This window comes from Thermaerobacter sp. PB12/4term (assembly GCF_003403315.2).
In the GTDB taxonomy this organism is placed as follows: domain Bacteria; phylum Bacillota; class Sulfobacillia; order Thermaerobacterales; family Thermaerobacteraceae; genus Thermaerobacter.
Window position 1 is genome coordinate 2,763,230 of the sequence record NZ_CP048407.1, and the last position, 23,226, is coordinate 2,786,455.

The 23,226-nt window shown below is 72.7% G+C and carries 18 protein-coding genes; 3 read left to right on the top strand and 15 right to left on the bottom strand.

Going from position 1 to position 23,226, the window contains the following annotated elements:
• Positions 1 to 108: 108 nt before the first annotated feature.
• From disA to DYI95_RS11675, 6 genes are all read right to left on the bottom strand, one after another.
• Positions 109 to 1,176, bottom strand: a complete 1,068-nt coding sequence (gene disA, locus DYI95_RS11650) for a DNA integrity scanning diadenylate cyclase DisA (RefSeq protein WP_116899687.1) — start codon at positions 1,174 to 1,176, stop codon at positions 109 to 111.
• Positions 1,177 to 1,219: 43 nt separating this feature from the next.
• Positions 1,220 to 2,617, bottom strand: coding sequence for a DNA repair protein RadA (gene radA / locus DYI95_RS11655; protein ID WP_116899686.1), 1,398 nt, complete (start codon positions 2,615 to 2,617; stop codon positions 1,220 to 1,222).
• Positions 2,618 to 2,765: 148 nt separating this feature from the next.
• Positions 2,766 to 5,270 (bottom strand): ATP-dependent Clp protease ATP-binding subunit, encoded by a 2,505-nt coding sequence (locus DYI95_RS11660; protein ID WP_006902802.1) that lies wholly within the window; start codon positions 5,268 to 5,270, stop codon positions 2,766 to 2,768.
• A 21-nt stretch (positions 5,271 to 5,291) separates the two neighbouring features.
• Positions 5,292 to 6,365: a protein arginine kinase gene (locus DYI95_RS11665; protein WP_006902801.1), complete on the bottom strand. Its 1,074-nt coding sequence runs from the start codon at positions 6,363 to 6,365 to the stop codon at positions 5,292 to 5,294.
• Positions 6,366 to 6,377: 12 nt separating this feature from the next.
• Positions 6,378 to 6,962, bottom strand: a complete 585-nt coding sequence (locus DYI95_RS11670) for a UvrB/UvrC motif-containing protein (RefSeq protein WP_116899685.1) — start codon at positions 6,960 to 6,962, stop codon at positions 6,378 to 6,380.
• Complete coding sequence (locus tag DYI95_RS11675; RefSeq protein WP_006902799.1) at positions 6,898 to 7,452, bottom strand: CtsR family transcriptional regulator; 555 nt, start codon at positions 7,450 to 7,452, stop codon at positions 6,898 to 6,900. The genes DYI95_RS11670 and DYI95_RS11675 overlap by 65 nt, the downstream gene beginning before the upstream one ends.
• Positions 7,453 to 8,002: 550 nt before the next feature.
• On the opposite strand from DYI95_RS11675, the gene DYI95_RS11680 reads away from it, so the two are divergent.
• Positions 8,003 to 9,865, top strand: a complete 1,863-nt coding sequence (locus DYI95_RS11680; protein WP_305849863.1) for an amidohydrolase family protein — start codon at positions 8,003 to 8,005, stop codon at positions 9,863 to 9,865.
• A gap of 42 nt (positions 9,866 to 9,907) precedes the next feature.
• Here DYI95_RS11680 and cutA read toward each other — a convergent pair whose 3' ends face one another.
• The 3 genes from cutA to gabT form a co-directional block, all read right to left on the bottom strand.
• Positions 9,908 to 10,351, bottom strand: a complete 444-nt coding sequence (cutA, locus tag DYI95_RS11685) for a divalent-cation tolerance protein CutA (RefSeq protein WP_116899683.1) — start codon at positions 10,349 to 10,351, stop codon at positions 9,908 to 9,910.
• Positions 10,352 to 10,439: 88 nt separating this feature from the next.
• The gene (locus tag DYI95_RS11690; RefSeq protein ID WP_116899682.1) at positions 10,440 to 10,943 is read right to left on the bottom strand and encodes an Lrp/AsnC family transcriptional regulator; all 504 of its coding nucleotides are present in this window, start codon (positions 10,941 to 10,943) and stop codon (positions 10,440 to 10,442) included.
• Positions 10,944 to 11,021: 78 nt separating this feature from the next.
• The gene (gene gabT, locus DYI95_RS11695; protein WP_116899681.1) at positions 11,022 to 12,359 is read right to left on the bottom strand and encodes a 4-aminobutyrate--2-oxoglutarate transaminase; all 1,338 of its coding nucleotides are present in this window, start codon (positions 12,357 to 12,359) and stop codon (positions 11,022 to 11,024) included.
• A 564-nt stretch (positions 12,360 to 12,923) separates the two neighbouring features.
• Here gabT and DYI95_RS11700 point away from each other — a divergent pair.
• Complete coding sequence (locus DYI95_RS11700; RefSeq protein WP_116899680.1) at positions 12,924 to 13,568, top strand: Crp/Fnr family transcriptional regulator; 645 nt, start codon at positions 12,924 to 12,926, stop codon at positions 13,566 to 13,568.
• Positions 13,569 to 13,781: 213 nt separating this feature from the next.
• On the opposite strand, the gene DYI95_RS11705 is transcribed toward DYI95_RS11700, so the two are convergent.
• Positions 13,782 to 14,489, bottom strand: coding sequence for a hypothetical protein (locus DYI95_RS11705; protein ID WP_116899679.1), 708 nt, complete (start codon positions 14,487 to 14,489; stop codon positions 13,782 to 13,784).
• A gap of 334 nt (positions 14,490 to 14,823) precedes the next feature.
• Between DYI95_RS11705 and DYI95_RS11710 the strand changes: the two genes are divergently transcribed.
• Positions 14,824 to 16,728, top strand: coding sequence for an SWIM zinc finger family protein (locus DYI95_RS11710; RefSeq protein ID WP_116899678.1), 1,905 nt, complete (start codon positions 14,824 to 14,826; stop codon positions 16,726 to 16,728).
• Positions 16,729 to 16,816: 88 nt separating this feature from the next.
• Here DYI95_RS11710 and DYI95_RS11715 read toward each other — a convergent pair whose 3' ends face one another.
• The 5 genes from DYI95_RS11715 to speB form a co-directional block, all read right to left on the bottom strand.
• Entirely contained in the window at positions 16,817 to 17,734 is a 918-nt protein-coding gene (locus tag DYI95_RS11715; RefSeq protein WP_116899677.1) for a Yip1 family protein, read from the bottom strand.
• 89 nt (positions 17,735 to 17,823) lie between these two features.
• Positions 17,824 to 18,780 (bottom strand): signal peptide peptidase SppA, encoded by a 957-nt coding sequence (gene sppA, locus DYI95_RS11720; protein ID WP_116899676.1) that lies wholly within the window; start codon positions 18,778 to 18,780, stop codon positions 17,824 to 17,826.
• Between the two features lie 121 nt (positions 18,781 to 18,901).
• Positions 18,902 to 20,536: a CTP synthase gene (locus tag DYI95_RS11725; RefSeq protein ID WP_116899675.1), complete on the bottom strand. Its 1,635-nt coding sequence runs from the start codon at positions 20,534 to 20,536 to the stop codon at positions 18,902 to 18,904.
• Positions 20,537 to 20,621: 85 nt separating this feature from the next.
• On the bottom strand, positions 20,622 to 22,322 hold the full coding sequence (argS, locus tag DYI95_RS11730) for an arginine--tRNA ligase (protein ID WP_116899875.1): 1,701 nt from the start codon (positions 22,320 to 22,322) through the stop codon (positions 20,622 to 20,624).
• A complete protein-coding gene (gene speB, locus DYI95_RS11735) occupies positions 22,322 to 23,224 on the bottom strand; it encodes an agmatinase (RefSeq protein WP_116899874.1) in 903 nt (300 codons plus the stop codon). Before speB ends, argS begins: the two co-directional genes overlap by 1 nt.
• Positions 23,225 to 23,226 lie beyond the last annotated feature (2 nt).

The window sequence follows — 23,226 nt, forward strand, 5'->3', positions numbered from 1 at the left end:
ATCCTGGCGCCAGGCCCCAAGGGGGCCGTCAGGCGGCTTGCTGAGGAGGGGGCGCAGGATCCGCCGGCGGGCCGCAGGGGGGGGCAGGGTGGCGACGGGGCTTAAAGCTCAGTGGCGCCGCTCGAGGAAGGCCTGGTCCTGGAGCCGGCGCAGGCCATCCTTGATGGCCCGGGCGCGGACGCCGCCGATGCCCTCGACTTCGTCCAGCTGGTCGACGGTGGCGGCCAGGATGCGGGGCAGCCGCTGGAAGTGGCGGACCAGGTTCTCGATCACCGCGGCGGGCAGGCGGGGGACCTTGTGCAGGATGCGGTAGCCCCGGGGGGTAAGGGGTGATTCGTCGTCCTCCTGGGCGGCGTAGCCGAGGCAGCGCACCACCGCCGCCCGCTGGGCCAGTTCCTCGGGCGAGAGGGCGTGCAGGGCAGCAAGGGCCTCCCGCTCGGCGCCGGGCTCGGCCACGTAATCCCGCACCACCAGCCGGTACTCGTCCTCCAGGCCGCTCAGCAGCTCGTCCAGCTGCAGGCGGACCAGCCGGCCCTCGGTGCCCAGCTCGACGGTATACCCCTCGATCTCCTGGCCGATGCGACGGACCTGCTCGGCCCGGCCCAACACGTAGGCCACGTCGCCGGCGGTGACCAGGTCTTCGAACTCCAGCACCGTCAGGTGCCCGAGCGCCTGGAGGAACACGGCCCGGTAGCGCTCCAGGGTGGCCAGGGCCTGGTTGGCCTTGGCCAGCATCAGGGCGGGATCGCGCAGCACGTAGCGCAAATCGCCCCGGTAGACGGTGATCACGTTGCGGCGCTGGGAGATGGCGATCACCAGGGCGCCCGTCTGCCGGGCCATGCGCTCGGCGGTGCGGTGGCGGATGCCCGTCTCGAAGGACAGCACCCGCGGATCGGGGATCAGCTGGACGTTGGCCCGTACGATGCGCCGCCCGTCGGACGAGAGGATGATGGCCCCGTCCATCTTGGCCAGCTCGTACAGGTGGGCCGGGGTGAGCTCCACGTCGAGCTCGAAGCCTCCGGAGCACAGCTCCAGCACCTCCGGGCCGTCGCCCACGACGATGAGGCCCCCGGTACGGGCTCGCAGGATCTGGTCCAGGCCCTCCCGCAACCGGGTGCCGGGCGCCAGGCGGCGCAGGGCGGCCATCAGGCTGTCCTTGCGGTCGTCGGCGGTCATGGCAGCCTCCTCGCTGGCGGGCCGGGCCTGCCTGGCCCGCCTCCTAGCCCACGGTGGCGGCGATGGCTTCTTCCACCCGCTGCACGGGCACCAGCTCAAGCTCGCCCGCCACCCCCGCCAGGGCCGGGGTCAGGTTGCCCCGGGGCAGCACCACCCGGCGGAAGCCCAGGCGCTGGGCCTCCCGCACCCGCTCGTCAACCCGCTGGACCGAGCGCACCTCGCCCGCCAGCCCCAGCTCGCCGATGACCACGGCCTCGGGATCGGCAGGCCGGTCCCGGTGGCTGGAGGCCAGGGCGACCGCCAGGGCCAGATCCAGGGCCGGTTCGTCCACCCGCAGCCCGCCTGCCACCTTGAGGTACACGTCACAACCGCCCAGGTGGAGGCCGGCCCGCTTGTCGAGCACCGCCAGCACCAGGGCGGCCCGGCCCAGATCCAGGCCCGTGGCCACGCGGCGAGGGTTGCCGTAGGGGGCCGGCGCCACCAGGGCCTGGATCTCCACCAGCAGGGGCCGCGTCCCCTCCACGGCGGCCACCACCGCCGAGCCCGCCGCCCCCCGGGGCCGCTCGGAAAGCAGCCGCGCCGACGGGTTGGCCACCTCCGCCAGGCCGCGATCCTGCATCTCGAACAGGGCGATCTCGTGGGTCGCCCCGAAGCGGTTCTTGATGGCCCGCAGCAGGCGGTAGGCGTGGTGGGCGGGCGATTCGAAGTAGAGCACGGCGTCGACCATGTGCTCGACCACCCGCGGCCCGGCGATGGTCCCCGCCCGCGTGACGTGGCCCACCAGCACCAGGACCACCGGCAGCCGCTTGGTCACCGCCATCAGGAGCGCCACGCTCTCCCGGACCTGGCTGACGCTGCCCGGTGCCGAGGCCACGTCGGGGTGCGCCAGGGTCTGGATGGAGTCGATCACCGCCAGGGCGGGCTGGTAGCGGCCGATGGCCTCCGCCGCCTGCAGGGCGTCGGTGGTGGGCAGCACCGCCAGGTCCGGGGCCAGGGCTCCCAGCCGCTCCGCCCGCAGCCGCACCTGGGCGGCCGACTCCTCGCCCGTTACGTAAAGCACCGGCGAGCCGCGGGCAGCCAGGTGCTGGGACACCTGCAGGAGCAGGGTCGACTTGCCCACCCCGGGGTCGCCGCCCACCAGTACCACCGACCCCGGGACGAACCCGCCCCCCAGCACCCGGTCCAGCTCCGCCATGCCCGTGGGCAGCCGCGGCTGCCGGCCGGCATCCACCTGGTGCAGGGCGATGGGCTCCACCGGCTCCGTGGCCGCAGCCAGAACGCCGGCCAGGGAATGACCGCTGCGGCGCCCGCCACCTCGGGCGGGCGCCGCTGCCCGTTCTTCCACGAAGGTGTTCCAGGCGCCGCAATCGGGGCAGCGGCCGAGCCACTTGGGGCTCGCGTGGCCGCAAGCCTGGCACGTGAAGACGGTGCGCGAGGCCACCGCCGTCCTCCTTCCACCGGCCGGCCGCCTACCGGCGGGCTGCCTGCGTGGCCGGCCACGGGGCCCGGGGGTTCGCGCCCGGGCCTGGCCCCCGGGACCCGGGCCGCACGCCGGACCCCCGGCAGGGGCCATCCCCCAGAGGCCTGCCCTACTGGGCGGCCGGTTCGTCCGCGCCGGCCGGGCCGCCGCCGGCCGGAGCCGCCGCGCCCGCCGCCACCTTCTCGCCCTGGCGGAAGACGATCTTGCCCTCGGCGTCCACGTCGACCAGCACGGTGTCGCCTTCCTTGAAGCGGCCCGCCAGCATCTCCTCGGACAGCGGGTCCTCCACCAGCCGGGTGATGGTGCGGCGCAGCGGCCGGGCGCCGTAGACCACGTCGGACCCTTCCTTGACCAGCTTGCGCTTGGCCGCCTCGGTGACCTCCAGGGCCAGGCCGTGTTCCTTGAGCCGCTCGGCCACGCGCTTGAGCATCAGGTCGACGATCTTCATCAGGTGCTCTTCCGTCAGCGCGTGGAAGACGATGAGCTCGTCGATGCGGTTGAGGAACTCCGGCCGGAAGGTCCGCTTGACCTCGTCCATGATCTTACGCTTCATGTCCTCGTAATCGGGCGCCTCCTGCTCGGCGGCCTGGAAGCCCACCCGGCCCTGGCGCCGGATCAGGTCGGCACCCACGTTGGAGGTCATGATGATCACCGTGTTGCGGAAGTCCACGGTGCGGCCCTTGGCCTCCGTCAGGCGGCCCTCCTCCAGGATCTGCAGCAGCACGTTGAAGACCTCGGGGTGGGCCTTTTCGATCTCGTCGAACACCACCACCGAGTAGGGCCGGCGGCGCACCTGTTCGGTCAGCTGCCCGCCTTCCTCGTAGCCCACGTACCCCGGCGGCGACCCCACCAGGCGCGATACGGTGTGCCGCTCCATGTACTCGGACATGTCGAGGACGATCATGGCGTCCTCGTCGCCGAACAGCGCCTCGGCCAGGGCCTTGGCCAGCTCCGTCTTGCCGACGCCCGTGGGCCCCAGGAAGATGAACGAGCCGATGGGCCGCCGCGGGTCCTTGAGGCCGGCCCGGGCCCGGCGGATGGCCCGCGCCACGGCCCTGACGGCATCGTCCTGGCCGACGATGCGCTCGTGGAGGATCTCCTCCAGCTTGAGCAGCCGCTCGCTCTCCGCCTGCTCCAGCCGGCGCACCGGGATGCCCGTCCAGTTGGAGACGATCTGGGCGATGTCGTCGGCGGTGACCACGATCTTCTCGTTGAGCTGCTGCTGCTGCCACTCGCTCTTCTTCCGCTCCAGCTCCTCCACCAGCTTCTGCTCCTGGTCCCGCAGGTTGGCGGCCTTCTCGAACTCCTGGGACTGCACGGCCGCCTCCTTCTCCTTGCGGATCTCCTCCAGGCGCTGCTCGATCTCCTTGAGCTCGGGCGGCGCCACGAACGCCTGCAGCCGGGCGCGGGAGGCCGCTTCATCGATCAGGTCGATGGCCTTGTCCGGGAGGAACCGGTCGGAGATGTAGCGGTCCGCCAGCTTCACCGCCGCCACGATGGCGTCGTCGGTGATCTCCACCCGGTGATGCGCCTCGTACCGGTCCCGCAGGCCGCGGAGGATCTGGATGGCGTCCTCCACGCTGGGTTCCTCCACCATGATGGGCTGGAAGCGCCGCTCCAGGGCAGCGTCCTTCTCCACGTGCTTGCGGTATTCATCCAGCGTGGTGGCGCCGATGGTCTGCAGCTCGCCCCGGGCCAGGGCCGGCTTGAGGATGCTGGCCGCGTCGATGGCCCCCTCGGCGGCGCCGGCCCCGATGATGGTGTGCATCTCGTCGATGAACAGGATGATGTTGCCGGCCCGGCGGATCTCGTCCATGACCTTCTTCAACCGCTCTTCGAACTCGCCCCGGTACTTGGAGCCGGCCACCAGGGCGCCCAGGTCCAGGGCCACCACCCGGCGGTCCTTGAGGATCTCGGGCACCTTGCCCTCGGCGATGCGCTGGGCCAGGCCCTCGACGATGGCCGTCTTGCCCACGCCGGGTTCCCCGATCAGCACCGGATTGTTCTTGGTCCGCCGGGAGAGGATCTGGATCACCCGCTCGATCTCCTTGTCCCGGCCGATGACGGGATCCAGCTTGCCCTCCTCGGCCATCTGGGTCAGGTCCCGGCCGAAGTTGTCCAGCACCGGGGTGGTGCTCTTCTGCCGGCGCTGGCGGGCTGCGGGGGCCGGCGCCGCGGTGCCGCCCAGCAGCTTGATCACCGTCTGGCGCACCCGGTCCAGGTCGGCGCCCATGTTCTCCAGGACCTTGGCCGCCACGCCCTCCCCCTCACGGATGAGCCCCAGCAGGATGTGCTCGGTGCCCACGTAGTTGTGGCCCAGCAGCCGGGCCTCCTCCGGAGCCAATTCCATGACCACCTTCTTGGCTCGCGGCGTGTAGCCGATCTCCCCCTGGATGGGGCCGTTGCCGCGGCCGATGATCTTCTCCACCTCGGCCCGGACCTGCTCCAGGTTGATACCGAGGCTCTGCAGCGCCTTGGCGGCGATGCCCGTGCCCTCCCGGATCAGGCCGAGCAGCAGGTGCTCCGTGCCGACGTAGTTGTAGTTCAACCGGCGCGCCTCTTCCTGGGCCAGCAGGATCACCCGCTGGGCCCGCTCCGAATACCGGCCAAACATGGGCGGACCCCCCTCCACCGGTCACTGGGTAGTTTTCCGTAGCGCTGCGGCGATCCTCTCCCGGATCAGCCGCGCCCGGAGCAGATCCCGCTCCCGGGCATCCAGTTCCTTGCCCGCCAGCTTCTGCAGGCAGGCCGGCCGCGTCAGCACGATCAGCTCGTTGAACACCTCCGGCCGCACGTGGGAGAGAACGTTCAGGTCGATCCCCAGGCGCAGGTCCGAGAGCAGCCGGATCGCCTCTTCCGACGAAATGGTCCAGGCGTTGGTCAAAAGGCCGTAGGCTCGCATCACCCGGTCCTTGACCCCGTCCTCGTTCTCCCGGTAGAGCCGCTCCCGGGCGCTGCGCTCCTGATCCAGCAGCTGGCGGGTGAACCCGATCAGGTTGTCGATCAGCTCCTCCTCCGACGGCCCCAGGGTGATCTGGTTGGACACCTGGAAGACGTTGCCCAGGGCCTCGGTGCCCTCGCCGTACAGGCCCCGCACCACCATGCCCACCTTGCCCAGCTGGCTGAGCAGGCGGCCCGCCTGGCGGGCCAGCACCAGACCCGGCAGGTGGACCATCACCGACGCCCGGATGCCCGTCCCCAGGTTCGTCGGGCAGGTGGTCAGGTAGCCGCGCTCGTCGTCAAAGGCGTAGCGCACGTGGGCCTCGATCACGTCATCCACCCGGGTCGCCACGGCCCACGCCTCGTGCAGCTGCAGCCCGCCCAGCAGGCACTGGATGCGCAGGTGGTCCTCCTCGTTGACCATGATGCTGATGGAGCGGTCGTCGTTGAGGATCACGGCACCCGTGGCCGCGTTGCGGGCATGCTGCGGGCTGATGAGGTGCTGTTCCACCAGCACCCGCCGGTCCAGGGGGCTGAGATCGGCCATGCGCAGCAGGGTGAACCGGCCCAGGCCCGCTGCCGACAAGTGCTCGGTGACCCCCTCCATCAGCCGGATGATCTCCTGGCCTTGCTCAGGGCCCAGCAGGGTGGGGAACGGATAATCCTCCAGGTTGCGGGCCAGGCGGATCCGGCTGGAGAGGACCAGATCCGCAGCGGGCCCGCCCCCCTCCATCCACCGCACCCGCTGGACGCCCGGGTTTGCCGTCATGTCCGGTCCCTCCTAACGGCCGGGTGCGGTGCCCGGGGGCGCACTGCCGGGACCGCCCGGAGGCGCCCCGGGCCCGGCGGTACCCGCCCAGCCCTCGCCCGCCCGCACCCGCTGCTCCAGCTGGCGGATCTGGTCGCGCAGGCGGGCGGCTTCCTCGTATTCCTCCCGCGCCACGGCCTCCCGCAGCCGGGCCCGCAACTGCTCCAGCTGCCGGCCCAGCTGGACCCGGCTGCCGGCCCGGGAGGGCACCTTGCCCCCATGACGAACCTGCCCCTGGATCCGCCGCAGCACGGGCTCCAGCTGCTGGCGGAAATCGTCATAGCAGTGGCTGCACCCCAGGAGCCCCGTCCGGGCGAACTCCCGGTAGCGGAGACCGCAACGGGAGCAGCGCAGATCCTGCACCGTGCCCGCCGGCGGCTGCCAGCCTTCCAGCAGGCCGGCCAGCAGGTTGTGGATGGAAAACTGGGGCTCGAAGAAGAACTCGTGCTCGTGCCGCTGGGCGCAGTGGGCGCACAGGTGCCGCTCGGTCTTCTTACCGTTGATGATCTGGGTCAGGTGCACCGTGGCCTTGCGCTGCCCGCACTCGTCGCAGAGCATCGCCACCGCCTCCGTCCTCCCGGGTAGGCTCCCCGCCCTTGAGGAGCTCCAGCACCATGGCCTTGAGCAGGCGGGCCCGGACCATGTCCCGCCAGGGCAGGTCGACGGCCAGGGTGTTCCGGTCCACCGCCGCCCTCATCAGCGCCGCCTCGCGGCGGCCGGCGATGCCCTCTTCCTCCAGCCGCGCGATCAGCGCCTCGGCCCCGTCCTGGTCGATCATGTCGCCCACCCAGCGGTCCAGCACGTCCAGCAGGTTGCCCCGCTCCGCCAGCGGCAGCCGCACGATGCGGATGAACCCGCGGCCGCCGCGCCGGCTCTCGATGGCGTAGCCGGCCGCCGGCGTGAAGCGCGTCTCCAGCACGTAGTTGATCTGGGAGGGTGCGCAGGCGAAGCGGGCCGCCAGCTCGCTGCGCTGGAGTTCGAGCACCCCGCCCGCCCGCTCCAGCTCCCGCTTGAGATATTGCTCAATCAGGGAACACAGCGATGCCATGGCTCCTCCTCCCCGCTCGGCCCCGTCCGCACCCGCGGGCCCGGGCGCCGCACCCCTCCCGGTGGCCCGGGCCCGCCTGGCGGGCCCCGCGGCCTGAGCGGCCCTGTTTGACCATCTTTGACCTTTCGCCCTTATTATAGGAATCCCCCAGAGGCGCCACAAGGGGGCAAGCCTGGGCACTCCCACCCGCTGCTGCCAGGAAGAGGCCGCGGGCCGGTGGGTCGTGGCGGTGGGGTGCGGCCACCCACCACCGTCGGGCCCGGCTTGCCGGCGGCGGGCACCCCGGCAGCCCGGGCCCAGCTGCCCGCGGCACCGTGGCAGGGGCATCGCCCCACGGCCCCGAATCCCCAGGGGCGGACTCGACGGAAAAGGGAAAGGGTGTCCAGCCTTGGCCGCATCCCCCCCACCGCATCGCCCCCGTCCCGGGGACGCACCCGCCGGTCCCGCCGGTCCGGTTCCCAGCCCGCCCCGGCCGCCCGGGTCAGAGGACCTGGGCACCCCCGCCATGGTGCTGGCCCCCGGCCGCCGGCGCCGGACGGGCGACCGGCCTTTGCAAGGGCGGCGCCTGCTGGCCGTTGCCCTGACGGCCGCCGTGGCCCTGGCTCTGCTGGGCGGTACCGCCTACTGGGTCCGGACGGCGGCAGGACAGGGCACGGGGAGGGGCCCGCAGGGCCTACCCGGGCCCCACGGCGGGGCAACCGGTGGTACGCCGGCCGGGGTCGTCAAGCCACCCGCCGCCGGGGCCGGCACCGCGGGCCCGGCCCCGGCGGCGGGCGACCCGGCGGCTGTCCCAGGAGCGAGCCCGGCGCCGGGCACCGGCGTACCCCCTGCCGCCGGAAGCGGCAATCCCCCGACCGGTGGCCCCGGCGTGCCACCGGCCGGGGGCACCGGCCCATCCGCGGGACGTGACCGCCCCGGCGACGCCCGGGATGCCGGCGCTGGGCCGGTCCCCGCGGGCCCCGTCTTCGACCTGGTGATCCGCGGCGGCCTGGTGGTCGACGGCAGCGGCCGGCCGCCTTACAGGGCCGACGTGGGCGTGCGGGGTGACCGGATCGCTGCCATCGGCCGCCTGGACGGCGCCCGCGCCCGCCGCGTCGTCGACGCCGCCGGCCGGGTGGTGGCGCCGGGCTTCATCAACGCCCACTCCCACACCTACGAGTACGTGACGTCGGTGCCGGGCGGCGACGCGGACCTGCTTCAGGGCATGACCACGGTGATCGGCGGCGTGGACGGCCGCTCGCCCATTCCCCTGGGCCCGTTCCTCCGGCGGCTGGAACGGCAGGGCGTGGGCACCAACCATGCTCTCTTTGCCGGTCACGGCAGCATCCGGGCCGCGGTGATGGGCACGGACCGGCGCGAGCCCACGGGCGCCGAGCTGCGGGCCATGGCCCGGCTGCTGGAGCAGGCCATGGCGGACGGAGCCCTGGGCCTGTCGACGGGCCTGGAGTACGTGCCCGGGCGGTACGCCACCACCGCCGAGATCGTGGCCCTGGCTCGGGTCATCGCACCGTACGGCGGCATCTACTCGACCCACATGCGCAGCGAGGGCGATGCCGTCGCCCAGGCGCTGGCCGAGGCTCTGGCGGTAGGGCGTGAGGCCGGTGTGGCGGTTGACATCTCCCACTTCAAGGTAGTCTACCAGCGGAACTGGGATGTGCAGCCGCAGCTGATCGAGCAGATCCTGGCGGCACGGGCGGAGGGCCTGACCGTGGTGGCCGACGTGTACCCCTACCGGTCGCCGGACTACGCCAGCGCCCTGCCCCTGGCCCAGACATGGAACCGCTACCCCCCAGGGGACCTGGTCATCCGGCATAGCCGCCTGCCGGAGGTGGAGGGGATGACCCTGGCCGAGCTGGCCGCGGCCCGGGGTACCTCCCCCGCCGACGCGGCGCGGTGGCTTCTCGACCGCGACCCGGGCGCCGTGGCCACGGCCCTGGTCGTGGGCGAGGACAACCTGCGCCAGCTGCTGCGGCAGTCCTTCACCATCGTTTCCAGCGACGGTGGGGCCCGCTCCCCGTCCGCCGCCCGCAGGGACCCCCGTCTCCACCCGCGGGTGTACGGCGCCTACCCGCGGGTGCTGGCCCGTTACGTTCGGGAGACCGGGGTGCTGGGGCTGGAAGAGGCGATCCACAAGATGACGGGCCAGCCCGCCGCCTTCTTCGGCCTGCGGAACCGGGGCCTGATCCGGGTGGGCATGTACGCGGACCTGGTGGTCTTCGACCCGGCCACCGTGGCGGACCGGGCCACGTGGCAGGAGCCGGCGGTGCCGCCGGAGGGCATCGACCTGGTGGTGGTCAACGGCCGGATTGCGGTGGAAGATGGCCACCGGGTTCCCGGCGTCCTGGCGGGCCGGGTGCTGCGCGGCGGGCGGGATGCCCTGATGGCCCCGGCGGCAGGCGCTGGCCGGGACTGAGGGCGGGGGGATCAGCCCTGACGCGGCCCCGGGCCGGCTCCCTCAGCGCCCGCCCGGGGCCGCCTCTTCCTCCAGCCAGCGCAGATAGTCGGGGTTCCCGTCCCGCACCTCGAAGACCAGGATGGCAGGCACCGTATAGCTGTGCCAGCCGCGCACGGCCCGGATCAGCTCGGCCACGCGGTCGCGCCGGGTCTTCAGGACGACCACCGCTTCGTGGTCTTCCACCAGCTCCCCCTGCCACCAGTAGAAGGAGTCGATGTGCGGGTAGACGTTGGCACAGGCGGCCAGGCGCTGTTCCACCGCCTGGCGCCCGATTCGCCGGGCCTCGCCGGCGTTGGCGGCGGTCACGTAGACCAGGACCGCCTGGGCCCCGCCCGCCTGGGGGCGGCCCGCTGCCGGTTCGACCCCGGGACCTTCCCCTGCGGGCGCTTCCGCTCCAGGCACCCGCGTGGCCGCGGGCTGCTGGGGGCTGACATCCCGTGCCATGGCGATCCCTCCAGGGCACGTCCCGGCCGGTGCCCGTGCGGGCCCGCCAAGGACACCGCCCGTGCGGGCCCTCGGGCTCAGGACGGGCTCAAGTGGCCGGCAGGCTGCGACGGCGGCGCCGGCGTCCCTCCTCCTGGCGCTGGGGAAGGCCGATGGCGAAGTCCTGCTTGTAGATGTCCAGCACCAGGGAGGTCTGGGTGTTGGTGATGCCCTCGATCTGCGACAGTTCCTCCAGCAGGAAGGACGCCATCTCCCGGTTGTCCGAGAAGAAGGCGTACACGATGATGTCATAGATGCCCGTGGTCATGGCCACATAATGGACCCGGGGCAGGCGGGTGAGCTTTTCCACGATCTCGCGGATCCGGCTCTGGTCCACGTTGAGGCCGATGATGGCCGGCGCGTTGAACCCCACCTCGAAGGGATCCGTCACCGCTGCGATCTTGATGATGCCCTCTTCCAGCAGCCGGTAGAACTTGCGCCGGATGGTCCCTTCGGTCACCCCGATCTGCTCGGCCATGTCCACGAAGGACATGCGCCCGTCCTTTTGCAGGAGCTTGATGATCTCCCGCTCCGTCTTGTCCAGCACCACCATGGTCTGCGCCTCCGTCGACCCGCGCCCGCCGGGAGGGCCGGGGCGGCCCAGGCCAGGGCCGCCCCGGCCCCGCACCCGTCACCGGAACACGGCGGCCAGGGATTCTTCCAGCACGTCGCACGCCTCGTCGATCTGTTCGGGGGTGATGACCAGCGGCGCCAGCACCCGGATCACGTTCCCGTACAGGCCTGCCCGCGCTGTGATCACGCCCCGCTTGAGCGCCTCGGCGATGATGCGGCCCACCGCCTCGCTGGCGGGTTCTTTGGTCGCCCGGTCGGTGACCAGCTCCATGGCCACCATGGCACCCAGACCCCGGACCTCCCCGATCTGGTCGAACCGGCTCTGCATCGCCTCGAACCGCTGCCGGAAGCGGCGGCCCACCTCCTCCGCCCGGGCCAGCAGGTTCTGCTGCTCGAACACGTCGAGCACCGCCAGGGCGGCCGCACAGGCCACAGGATTGCCCACATAGGTCCCGCCGATGGCCGTGTCGCGGGCCGCGTCCATGATCTCCGCCCGGCCGACGACCCCCGACAGCACCATGCCGCCGGCAATGGACTTGGCCACCGTCATCAGGTCCGGCTCGATGCCGAAGTGCTCGGTGGCGAACATCCGGGCGGTGCGACCGAAGCCGGTCTGGACCTCGTCGCAGATCAGGACGATGCCGTGCCGCGTGCACAGTTCCCGCACCTTCTGCAGGAAGTTGGCCGGCGGTACGACGAAGCCGCCCTCGCCCTGCACCGGCTCGATGACGATGGCGGCCACGTCTTCAGGCGCCACCGTCACCTCCAGCAGCCGCTCCAGCTGCCGGTACGCCCACAGGCCCACCTCGTCGGCCGACAGGCCCTGGGGCCCGCGGTACGGGTAGGGATAGGGTGCCCGGTAGACCTCGGGGACGAAGGGGCCCAGGCCCGCCTTGTAAGGCTTGACCTTGTGCGTGAGGGTGAGGGCCATCCAGGTACGGCCGTGAAAGGCGCCTTCAAAGGCGATCACGGCCCGGCGCCCGGTGTAGTGCTTGGCGATCTTGACGGCGTTCTCCACGGCCTCGGCGCCCGAGTTGAAGAACGCAGCCTTGACGGGGCCGGGGATGGGTACCAGGTCCGCCAGCCGCTGGGCCAGGCGCACATAGGGCTCGTAGGGCACCACGGTGAAGTCGGTGTGGGTGTAGAGCTGCGCCTGGCGGCAGATGGCCTCCACCACCGCCGGCTGGGAGTAGCCCACGTTCATCACGCCGAAGCCGCCCGCCAGGTCGATGTAGGTGTTCCCGTCCACATCGGTGATCAGGGCGCCCTCCGCCCGCTCGATGAACACCGGGGCCAGCACCGACTTGGCGTTGGCCACGTACCGCTGCTTCAGCGCCAGGAGCTCCCGCGAGCGCGGGCCGGGAATCTCCGTCCGGCGCACGATGGACCCTGCCACCCCGATCCCCTCCTTGGGCTGCTGAACCGCACATCCTTACTTTGACCCCTGCTGCGATGCCAGGGCGCCCGGGCAATGCGATGCCCGGCCGCGGCACCGGCCCCTGGGCCGTTTTTCCTGCCGGTTCTCGCATGAAGAAAGCGCCACCGCCGCGATGGCGCAAGTAAACCTTTATAGTATTCATGCTTTTCCCGCAAGCCCTTGGCGGCGGACCGCATCGCTGGCGCGTCCCGTTTCTCTCTACACCTAGTAAAAGGAAATTAGCCTATCGACTGGAAGTATCCCGGGAGGCACCCATTCGGGTGAGGAGGTCTGCCCTTGCGACCGGTCCATGCCGTCAACCCTTTCAGTGCGCCCGAGCGCACCTGCTCCCCGTCACCTGGCCCGGCACCCATGCCGCCACCGGTTTCGCCGGCAGTCGACGGCCGGCCGCGCGCTTCGCGGCCATGGCCGGACAAGGCGACACCGGCAGCCCAGGGGATGGGGCCTGCGCCCGTCCCCGCGGCCCCTGCCGCAGGGTTTCCCCACGGTCTGGGCATTTCGCCTCAGGACTGGCGGTGGGCCATGGCCCAGGCCCAGATCCGGCGCTGGCGGCCCGGCGAGCTGGTATTCGCGGGTGGCACCGCAGCCCAGGGTATCTTTTGGCTCGCCCGGGGAGCACTACGCCTGGCCACCGATGACGGCGGCGAAGCGCGCCTGGTGGCCGTGGTGACCGCCCCCGCCCTGGCCGGGGATCCCGCCCCCCTCTTCGGCCGCCCGGCCGCCCTGCTGGCCGCCACCTCCATCACCGCCTGCCACACCGCCTTCTGGCCGTACCACCGCTTCACCACCATGCTGGCCCAGCGCCCGGGTCTGGCCCTCCTTCTGGCCCAGCAGGGCATGCAGTCCTACCACCAGACCCTGGGCCGGGTCACGGGCTTGCTGTGGCCTTGCGCCCGCCTGCGCATCCTCCACGTGCTGGTCACCCTGGCCCAGGCTTTCCCCGCGCCGGGCGGCGGGGGAAGCCGGCTACCGGCAGCGCTGACCCAGCGGGCCATCGGCCTGGCGGCCAACACCAGCCGGGTCAGCGTGAACCGCGTTCTGGCCGACCTGCGGCGCCAGGGCATTGTCGGTCGCACCCGGCCGCTCCACGTCCGGGACACCGCCCGGCTCGAAGCCCTTTTGCAGGCAGAAGTCCTGGCGGCCGGCGAGGAAGCCGCCGGGTGCTGATCCGGGGGTGATCCGGGGACCGTGACACCGGCACCGCTGCGGGGTGCCGTGGCACCGGCACGGCCGCGCGCACCCGGTTCCACCCGCGGGCATGGGCCAGCCCGGGGCGGGCGCTCCCCGCATCCGCCCCGGGCCGGTTCCCTCCGTGTGGCGGACCCCGTTCACGGGCTCCGGCCGGTTCCAGGCCCACCTGCGGGAGCCGGCAGCCGGTCCTCAGCCTGCCGTGCCCCGGGGAACTGCCGGTGACGCGGCGCCCCTGGTTGAGCCGCCACCGGCCCCTCCTGCCGGATCCCGGCCAGGGTGGGGAACGGGCCTGACGTGGCCCGCCGGCCGGCCGTACCGGTCCTGCCCCGCGCCCTGGCCGGCGCGAAAGGCGCCGGGTTCGTCGGAGCCCGTTCGCGGTCCTGCATTGTGATCACGGGAACGGGCTCGGGCGGCTTTCTCCCCCCTGCGGAGGCCGGCAGGGCGCGGTACCGCTCCGTGCAGGGCACCAGGCACAGGTGCCCGGCGGCGGGCGGGCGGGTGCCGCCGCGCCTGCCGGGGCGGCAAGGTCCAGCGGGAGGGGTGTTCGGCGGCCAGCAGGGTCAGGTCACGCAAGATATCGGTGAGGTGGACGGGCGACACGGGAACCCGAGCCTCGGCCAAGCGGCCGAAACTCTGGCGGGCCGCCTGTTCGTCGTTGCGCCCGGGCAGCCGCTGAACGGCAAAGTCCTCGCCGGTTAGGCGACCCTCGTCCCAGGTCTCCACCCGGCTCTTGATGTAGAAAAAGACGGCCCCATGGGGCGTCCGCTCGCGGCAAAGGATGTACCAGTACCGGCGCTCCACGCCACCTGCGGCCAGGGACCGGCTGGCTCTTGCCAGCTCGGTGTAGGCGGCCACCTTCCCCCACCGGCCGTGCTGTGGCTGGTCCATCGGCTCCATCCCCCATCTCTCCCCCGGCTGCCGGATTCAACGGCATCCGGCAGCCTGCTCAGGCGTGATGACACCTCCCAGCGTGCACCGGTGCAATTCCTGGGAGGCCCATTATAAAACGGGTCCTGCCCGCACCTGTGTTCAGCACGATACACCGGAAGCGATTTCCGTGGACTCTGGCGCCCAATTTTTGCCCTGTGTAGCCATGGCGGCTACCCCATGATGGACCCGCATCCCGTCGGGGCGGGTCCGGACGGCGGTGACGGCAATGGGCTATCCTGGAGGGGAGCGGCCTTCCGGCCGCCGGGTATCCCTGCCGGCCTCCGGCGAAGGATGAGCGAGCATGGAACGGAACCACCCTGGCCGTCCCCCGGCCGATCACCTGCTGGCTGCCGTCAACGAGGCCATGCTGGCCCGGCTGGCGCCCGAGCCCGTTCGCATCCGGGCCCTGGACCTGTTTCTGCTGGGCCGGGTGGAACACCGCCTGGTTTCGGGTGCTCGGTTGCTGGGGGAAGTGCGCGGCTCTCGCGGCGTCTCCCGGACGGTGGTCCATGTGCTGCGCGGCCCGGAGGGGCCCGATGCGGCAGGCCAGTGCGAGTGCCCGCGCCGGGCCGGCGGCGGCCTGTGCAAGCATGCCGTGGCGCTGCTTTACGCCTGGATCCACGCGCCCGAGACCTTCGCCTCCGTCGACCAGCGGCTGGAGCACCTGGAGGAACGGCCCCGGGGGGAGTTGCTGGAACTGATCCGCCGGCTGGTCGAGGAAGAACCGGCCCTGCTGGCCGAGGTGGACGCGGCGGTCCCAGCTCCGGCCCGGCCGCCGGAGGAACCAGCTCCGGCGGGCGGCACGGGCCCGGCGGGTGCCACCCCTGGTGCCCAACGGGATGACGGCTCCGCCTCCCGGCAGGACCCCGTTGCCGGCGGCGGGCGGGAGCCGGACCCCGCCGGGGCGCCGAAACCCGCCCCGGGCGGCCGGGTGGCCGCGGCACCGGCGGGCTCCCGGCCTGCCGCGCGCCCGTCCGCGTGGCTGCTGGAGCTGGAGCGCCGGGCAGACCCCGACCCGGAGACCCTGCACCAGTGGGCGGATGCCCTGGAGGCCGGATGGACAGGCAGGGAGGGTTCCCCGGTCCCCGTGCCAAGCCCAGGCTCTCCCTCCCGGGCCCTGGCGGCGGGCGTCATCGACGCCCTGACCCTGACCGTGACGGGGCTTCTCTGGCGCCAGGCCGGCCTGGTGCTGGCGGCCCGGGCCCGGGGCGAAACGGCAGCCGCCCGCTGGCTCTTCCACCGGTGGGAGGCGGCCGCACGCCTGCTGACCCGGCTGGAAGCCCTGCGCACCGGCGGGTTGCCGGCGGGTCTCGGCAATGGCCCGGGCACCGTCGCCCCCGCTGCCGGGTCCGGCACCCCCGGCACCCGCGGCGCTGGCGAACCGGCGGCCGAGGACGGCGCCGGAACCCACGGCCCCCGCGACGTTCCGGGCGCCTCCCGCCGGCCCGGCCACGGCGTCACCCATCCGGCGGGCCAAGGTCTTGCGGCCCAACCGGCGGGCGGCCCCGGCCGGGCGGGACTGCTCCGGTCCCGCGCAGCCGCCTCCGTGGCCGTCACCGCCGCTGCCCTGGGCCCCGAGGCGCTGCTGGCCGGGAGCCGGTTCTTCCGGGAAACGGGGCGGTACGAGGTGGCCCTCAGCCTGGCCCACCGCGCCCTGGCCCGGGCGGGCGAGCCGGACCTCTTAGCGGCGGCCCGGCAGGCCGTGGCAGAGGTGTGGCTGAACCGGGGGCGTCCCGAGCGGGCGGTACCGTACCTGGCGGCCAACTTCGCCGACCGCCCGTCCCGGGCGGCTCTGGACGCCCTGGAGGCCGCCGCCCGGGCAGCGGGCGAATGGGAAAGGGTGGCCCCGGCGGTAGAGCGCTACCTGGAGCAGAGGGGCGATGCCGCCTTGCGGGCCGAATTGCTGCTCCGCCGGAACGACTGGCGCCGTCTGGCCGCCTGGTTGGAGCAACCCGACGCCCGCTCGGTCCTCCCCGCCCGCCTGCTGGTGGCCGCAGCCGACCAGCTCCGGCGCCCCGCACCGGAGCTGGCCGCCGCCCTTTACCGGGAAGCCATGGCCCGCCCCGACGCCGGCAGCCCGCGGGATCTGGCGGCCCGCTGGCAGGCCCTGCAGCACCGCCTGGGAGGCGGCCACCCCGTGCCGCCCGGGCTGGCCCCTTCGGGCGGCGACAACGGCAGCAGCCCTCAGGAGGACGGAAGACGGTGAAGTCATCCACCCCCGGGTACCGGTGTCCAAGCGGGCGGCGGGGGCCATTCCCGCAACGGCCGGGGCTCTGGGGCCTGCCGGCACCCGCTCAGGGAGCCGCGGCCCCCGCCACCACCGCCGCCCCGGCAATGACCAGCACGGCCAGGACAGCCAGCCCCAGGAAGGCCAGAACGGGAACGAACAACACGATCAGCGCGTCGCCGCGGCTCAGGTGCTTGGTGGCCCGGAGAGCCCGGTAGGTGAGGATCAGCGACCAGATGCCCATGGCCAGGGCGCTCACGTCGCGCAGGGCACTCCCGGCGCTGCCCAGCCGCGCCGCCAGCGCCTCCAGGGGGATGCCGATCAGGTTGGGGGGCAGGGACGCAAGCGCCATGGCGGCCAGCAGGTGGACCCCACTGCCGCGGCCGCCCGCCAGGTCGGCGACCAGGTGGAGGAACCCGGCTCCCACGAACATCATCACCACGCCCAGGATGGCCACCAGCACGCCGAGGGCCAGGTTCACCCCCGGATTCCGGGCCAGCTCCGGGGCCAGCAGCGGGGATTCCCCGGGCGCCACCGGCAGGGCCAGCTCCCGGACGGCCGCCGTGCCCTGCACCAGGCCGCTGACGGCGGTGATCAGGATCGCCACGGTGAGCAGCATCCCCAGGGGCGGGCGGTCAAGCGCCGCCAGGCGGGCAAAGGTCGCCCGCGGCGTGAAGATCACCCCGAACACCCAGTCCACCAGCCCCGGCCGGTCGCCGGTGCCGAGAGGTTCCCGGACCCCGCCCGGGCCGGCCGCTCCTCCCTCTCCGGAGTACCCCCCGTCCCCGCCGCGCCCGGCCCCCTCCGGGGAAGCGGTTCCCGGCTGGGGTGAGGACGCCTGCTGCGCCGCGCCGGGCTCCTGGCCGGCTTGGGGAGGCCCGCCGCCCGCATCGGGCCGCCCCAAGCCGGGCGACGCCCCCGCCTCCTCCTGGAAACCCCGCTCCGTCTCCGCCTGCTCGCCCTGGTTCCTCCGCTGCTCTTCCACTCCGCCCTTCCCCCCCTGGCGGCGCCCCGCCGGTGCGGCCCGCGGCGCTCCTTGCCCGCTGAGATGTCCGGGACCACGGCCCCGACGCCCTAGCGAGGCACCGCCCGGTACAGCTCCCAGCGCACCAGTTCAGGCACCGGCCCGGCGCCCTGGACCAGCCCCGTGCGGCCGCTGGCGCCGATCCAGCGCAGCAGGTCCTGCAGGGGACTGGAGGGACCGTATTCGATGAGCTCGTAGTCTTCAAGCCCCGCCAGCTGGGCGGCCAGGTCGGCCGCATCCTCGAAGGTGCCCAGCTGGTCCACCAGGCCCTCCGCCTTGGCCTGGCGCCCCGTGAAAACCCGGCCGTCGGCCAGCTCCAGCACCCGCTCCCGGCTCATGCCCCGCCCCCGGGCCACCACGTCGACGAACTGCTGGTAGATGTCATTGACCAGGCCCTGAAGCAACCGCCGCTCCTCGGCCGTCAGCGGCCGGGTGGCCGAGCCGATGTCCTTGAAGGGCCCGCTCTTGATGGTCTCGACATCGATGCCCAGTTTCTCGTACAGGTCCTCGTAGTGGGTGACCTCCATGATCACGCCGATGCTGCCGGTCAGGGAGGCGGGGTTGGCGACGATGCGGTCGGCCATGGCGGCGATCCAGTAGCCTCCCGACGCGCCCAGGTCGCCGATGGACACCACCACCGGCTTCCCCGCGTCCCGCAGGCGCTGGACGGCCACGCCGATCTCCTGGGCCGCGGCCGCGCTGCCACCGGGCGTGTTCATCCGGATGACCACGGCCGCTACCGCCGGGTCCTCGCGGGCCTGCTGCAGCTGGCTGACGATGTCGTCGGCCCCCACCACGGCACCCAGCAGCCCCTCGGCGCTGGCACCGGCGGCGATGGGCCCGTCGATGGTCACCACGGCGATCTGGCCAGCGGTTCCTGCCCCCAGGCCGTCTCTCCCGCCGGGTACCAGCAGGGCCACCACCGATCCGGCCACCAGCAGGCCGAGGACGAGCACAAAAGCCCACTGCAGGCGCCGGCTGGCCCATGGCTGACGCTGGCTTGTCATGGTTCGCTTCTCCTCGTGGGGGATTCCTTCCGCCGGTCGTCCAGGCCCCGCCGGGTGCCTGGTACCCCTGACGGTTCAGGTTCCGTTCAGCCGCCCCGCTTCCCTGCCGGCGCCCGCGGGGTCAGGACCGGGCCCCTGCCCGGACCGGCCGCAGGCCGGCCCGCTCTGCCGCCGCCCGGACGAAACCGGCAAAGAGGGGGTGGGGACGCGTGGGCCGCGACTTCAGTTCGGGGTGGTACTGGGTACCCACGAACCACGGATGGCCCTGCAACTCGACGACCTCCACCAGATCGCCCTCCGGCCACACGCCGGTGGTGCGCAGGCCGGCGGCATTGAGGCGGTCGCGGTACCGGTTGTTCACCTCGTAACGGTGGCGGTGCCGCTCGTAGATCAGCTCCTGCCGCCCGTAGAGCTCCCAGGCCAGGGATCCCGGTTCCAGCCGGCAGGGATAGCGCCCCAGCCGCATGGTGCCGCCCAGGTTGGTGACCTGCTTCTGTTCCTCCATGAGGTCGATGACGGGATGGGGTGTGCCGGCGTCGAACTCGGTGCTGTGGGCTCCCTCAAGCCCCAGCACGTGGCGGGCGAACTCGATGACCGCGCACTGCAGACCCAGGCAGATGCCCAGGTACGGCACCCCGTGCTCCCGGGCATAGCGGGCTGCGGCGATCTTGCCCTCCACGCCGCGGTAGCCGAAGCCCCCGGGAACCAGGATGCCATGCATGTCCTTGAGAAGGCGCTCGGCACCCTGTTCCTCCACGGCCTCGCTGTGGATCCAGTGGATGTCGACCCCCAGCCGGTGGGCGATGCCGCCGTGGCCCAGGGCCTCCGCCACGCTGATGTAGGCGTCGGTCAGGTCCACGTACTTGCCCACCACGGCGATCCGCACCTGGCCGTCGGGATGCTTGATGTGTTCGACCATCTCCCGCCACTGGCGCAGGTCCGGTTCCCGCCGGGGCAGGCCCAGGCGGCGCACCACGATCTCCCCCAGCCCCTCTTCCTCCAGGCGCAGGGGGACCTCGTAGATGGTGTCCACGTCGGGGTTGCTCACCACCGCCGAGGGTTCCACGTCGCAAAAGAGGGCGATCTTCTCCCGCACGTCCCGCGGCAGGGGCCGCTCGCAGCGGCAGACGATGGCGTCGGGCTGGATGCCGATGCTGCGCAGCTCCTTGACGCTGTGCTGGGTGGGCTTGGTCTTCAGCTCTCCGGCGGCACCGATGTAGGGGACCAGGGTCACGTGGATGTACATGACCTCGTCGCGGCCGATGTCCCGGCGCAGCTGCCGGATGGCCTCCAGGTAGGGCAGGCCCTCGATGTCGCCCACCGTCCCGCCGATCTCGACGATCACCACGTCGGCCCCGCTGGTCTCGGCCACCGACAGGATGCGGCCCTTGATCTCGTTGGTGATGTGGGGGATCACCTGAACGGTACCACCCAGGAAGTCCCCGCGCCGCTCCTTTTCGATCACCGCCTGGTAGACCTGCCCGGTGGTGACGGTGTGGGCCCGGGAGACGTTCTCGTCGATGAACCGCTCGTAGTGCCCCAGGTCCAGGTCCGTCTCGGCCCCGTCTTCGGTGACGAACACCTCGCCGTGCTGCAGCGGGCTCATGGTGCCCGCATCCACGTTGATGTACGGGTCGATCTTCTGGATGGCCACCCGCAGGCCGCGGGCCTTGAGCAGGCGGCCCAGCGAGGCGGCGGTGATGCCCTTGCCCAGGGCCGAGACCACGCCTCCGGTGACGAAGATGAACTTGGCCATCGATCCCCCTCCGGATTGCTCGCTGGCCGCACGGGCGGGCGGGTCCCGCGGCAGGACCCCGGCCCGGGGCGGCCGCCGGCGCCGCCTACATCCGTTCGGGCGCCGTCACCCCCAGAAGCCCCAGGGCGGTCGCCAGCACCTGGCGGGTGGCGTCCACCAGGGCCAGCCGGGCCTGGGCCACGGGGTCCTCCTCACCCAGCACGCGGCAGCGGGTGTAGAACTGGTGAAACAGGGTGGCCACGTCCTTCAGGTAATAGGTCAGCCGGTGGGGCTCCCGTGCTTCGGCCGCCGCCGCCACCTCACCCGGCAGATCCAGCAGGCGCCGGGCCAGATCCCTCTCGGCCGGGTCGCCCAGGGGGCCCAGGTCCACCGACTCGTCAGGCCGCAGGCCGGCTTCCGCTTCCGCCTGCCGCAGGATGCCGCAGGCCCGGGCGTGGGCATACTGCACGTAGTAGACCGGGTTTTCGCTGGAGCGCAGGTTGGCCAGGTCCAGGTCGAAGTCCAGATGGGTGTCGGGCGAGCGCATCAGGAAGAAGTACCGGGCCGCATCCACATCCACCTCATCCAGGAACTCCGCCATGGTGACCAGCTCGCCGCGCCGCTTGGACATGCGCACCGCCTGGCCGCCGCGCACCAGGTGCACCATCTGGGTCAACAACACCTCGAACCAGCCGTCGGGCAGGCCCAGGGCCCGGAGCGCCGCCTGCATCGGCACCACGTGGCCGTGGTGATCCTGGCCCCAGATGTCGATGGCCCGCTGGAAGCCCCGCTCCCACTTGGTCAGGTGATAGGCGATGTCCACCAGGGTGTAGGTGTACTCCCCGTCCCGCCGCACCAGCACCCGGTCCTTGTCGTCTCCCACCGCGGACGAGCGCAGCCACAAGGCGCCGTCTTGCTCGTACACCATGCCCCGCTGGCGCAGGCGCTCCAGCACCCGCTCGGGGTAGCCGGCCTCCCGCACCCGGGTCTCCGGGTACCACTCGTCGAACTCCACGCCGAACCGCGCCAGCTGGGTGCGCATCTGGGCCACGATGGCCTCGACGGCGAACCGGGCCATGCGCTCCCAGCGCTCTTCCTCGGGCCGGTCCAGGAGGGCCGGGCCCTCGGCGGCCAGAAGGTCCCGGGCGATGTCGATCAGGTACTCGCCGGGGTAGCCGCCTTCGGGGATCTCCGCCGGCTGGCCCAGTTCCTGGCGCATGCGGGCCTCCAGGGAAAGGGCCAGCTTGCGGATCTGGTTGCCGGCGTCGTTGAGGTAGAACTCCTTCTCCACCCGGTAGCCCGCGGCTTGAAGCACCCGGGCCAGGGCATCGCCCAGGGCGGCGGCCCGGGCGTTCACCACGCCCAGCGGCCCCGTGGGGTTGGCGCTGACGAACTCCACCTGCACCCGCTGGCCGCCGCCCCGGTCCGTGCGCCCGAAGGCCCCGCCCGCCCGGAGGATGGCCCGCACGCCTTCCCTCCACCAGTCGTCGGCCAGGTGGAAGTTGAGGAACCCGGGACCGGCCGCCTCCACCTTGCGCAACCAGGCGCCGCCCGGCAGGTGGCGCTCCAGGACGGCGGCCACCTCCCGGGGGGCCCGGCGGGCCCGCCCTGCCAGCACCAGCGCCGCGTTGCTGGCGAAGTCCCCGTGGCGGGGATCCCGGGGCACCTCGACCTGCACGCCCCGCCAGGCATCGGTGCCAGGCGCTGCCTCGCCGGGCAGCTCGCCCGCTGCCACCGCTGCGGCAGCAGCTGACTCCAGGGCCTGCCGCACCTGCTGCCGCGCCGCCGCGACGGGATCCATCCCCATCACTGCGCCACCTCCCCCGTGAAGGCCAGCAGGATTTCCCGGGCAATCTTCGCCGCCACGATTTCCGTCCGCCCGCTGGGGTCCAGGGGCGGCGCCGTCTCGACGATGTCGGCCCCCACCACCCGCGCTCCGGCCCGGGCCAGCCGGTAGAGGGCCCGCAGCAAGGTCGCAAAGTCGGGCCCGCCAGGCTCGGGGGTGCCGGTTCCCGGCGCCACCGACGGATCCAGCACGTCGATGTCCACCGTCAGGTACAGGGGAACGCCCTGCAGCGGCCCCGCCAGCTGGCCGGCCAGGGCGTCCGCCCCCTCCTCCACATCGTGGTAGAACCGGCCCTGCTCCCGCGCCAGCTGGAACTCTTCCCGCAGCCCCGAGCGGGGCCCCAGCTGCCAGAGCCGCCCGGGGCCCACCAGGTCCAGCACCCGCCGCATCACCGTGGCGTGGGAGTAAGGCTCGTCCAGGTACCGGTCGCGCAGGTCCGTGTGGGCGTCCAGCTGGACCACCACCAGGTCCGGGTAGCGGTCCAGGGCGGCGTTCACCGCCGCCAGGGTGACCAGGTGCTCGCCGCCCAGCAGGAGCACCCGTTTCCCGCCGGCGTAGGGCCGCCGCAGGGCAGCCTCGATCCGGGCCAGGCTCTGGCCCAGATTGCCCAGCGGCAGGGCGATGTCCCCGGCGTCGTGGATCGCCAGTTCCTCCAGGTCCCGGTCCAGATGGGGGCTGTACGTCTCCAGGGCGTAGGACGCTTCACGGATGCGGGCGGGCCCCCAGCGGGTGCCCGCCCGGTAACTGACGGTAAGTTCCAGGGGCGCGCCGGCCAGCACCCACTGGGCCTCGGGGTAGCCGGCCTCCGCCGCCATGAACCGTCCCGGCCGTTCCCAGAGGCCGGGAGACCAGGGTTCTTCCATGG

Coding starts and splice junctions, on each gene's coding strand:
- cutA (WP_116899683.1), bottom strand. CDS start 10,351: ATGGCACGGGATGTCAGCCCCCAGCAGCCCGCGGCCACGCGGGTGCCT.
- DYI95_RS11670 (WP_116899685.1), bottom strand. CDS start 6,962: ATGCTCTGCGACGAGTGCGGGCAGCGCAAGGCCACGGTGCACCTGACC.
- DYI95_RS11665 (WP_006902801.1), bottom strand. CDS start 6,365: ATGACGGCAAACCCGGGCGTCCAGCGGGTGCGGTGGATGGAGGGGGGC.
- DYI95_RS11675 (WP_006902799.1), bottom strand. CDS start 7,452: ATGGCATCGCTGTGTTCCCTGATTGAGCAATATCTCAAGCGGGAGCTG.
- DYI95_RS11725 (WP_116899675.1), bottom strand. CDS start 20,536: ATGGCCAAGTTCATCTTCGTCACCGGAGGCGTGGTCTCGGCCCTGGGC.
- speB (WP_116899874.1), bottom strand. CDS start 23,224: ATGGAAGAACCCTGGTCTCCCGGCCTCTGGGAACGGCCGGGACGGTTC.
- DYI95_RS11660 (WP_006902802.1), bottom strand. CDS start 5,270: ATGTTTGGCCGGTATTCGGAGCGGGCCCAGCGGGTGATCCTGCTGGCC.
- DYI95_RS11700 (WP_116899680.1), top strand. CDS start 12,924: ATGGCCCAGGCCCAGATCCGGCGCTGGCGGCCCGGCGAGCTGGTATTC.
- DYI95_RS11705 (WP_116899679.1), bottom strand. CDS start 14,489: ATGGAGCCGATGGACCAGCCACAGCACGGCCGGTGGGGGAAGGTGGCC.
- disA (WP_116899687.1), bottom strand. CDS start 1,176: ATGACCGCCGACGACCGCAAGGACAGCCTGATGGCCGCCCTGCGCCGC.
- argS (WP_116899875.1), bottom strand. CDS start 22,322: ATGGGGATGGATCCCGTCGCGGCGGCGCGGCAGCAGGTGCGGCAGGCC.
- DYI95_RS11710 (WP_116899678.1), top strand. CDS start 14,824: ATGGAACGGAACCACCCTGGCCGTCCCCCGGCCGATCACCTGCTGGCT.
- DYI95_RS11690 (WP_116899682.1), bottom strand. CDS start 10,943: ATGGTGGTGCTGGACAAGACGGAGCGGGAGATCATCAAGCTCCTGCAA.
- sppA (WP_116899676.1), bottom strand. CDS start 18,780: ATGACAAGCCAGCGTCAGCCATGGGCCAGCCGGCGCCTGCAGTGGGCT.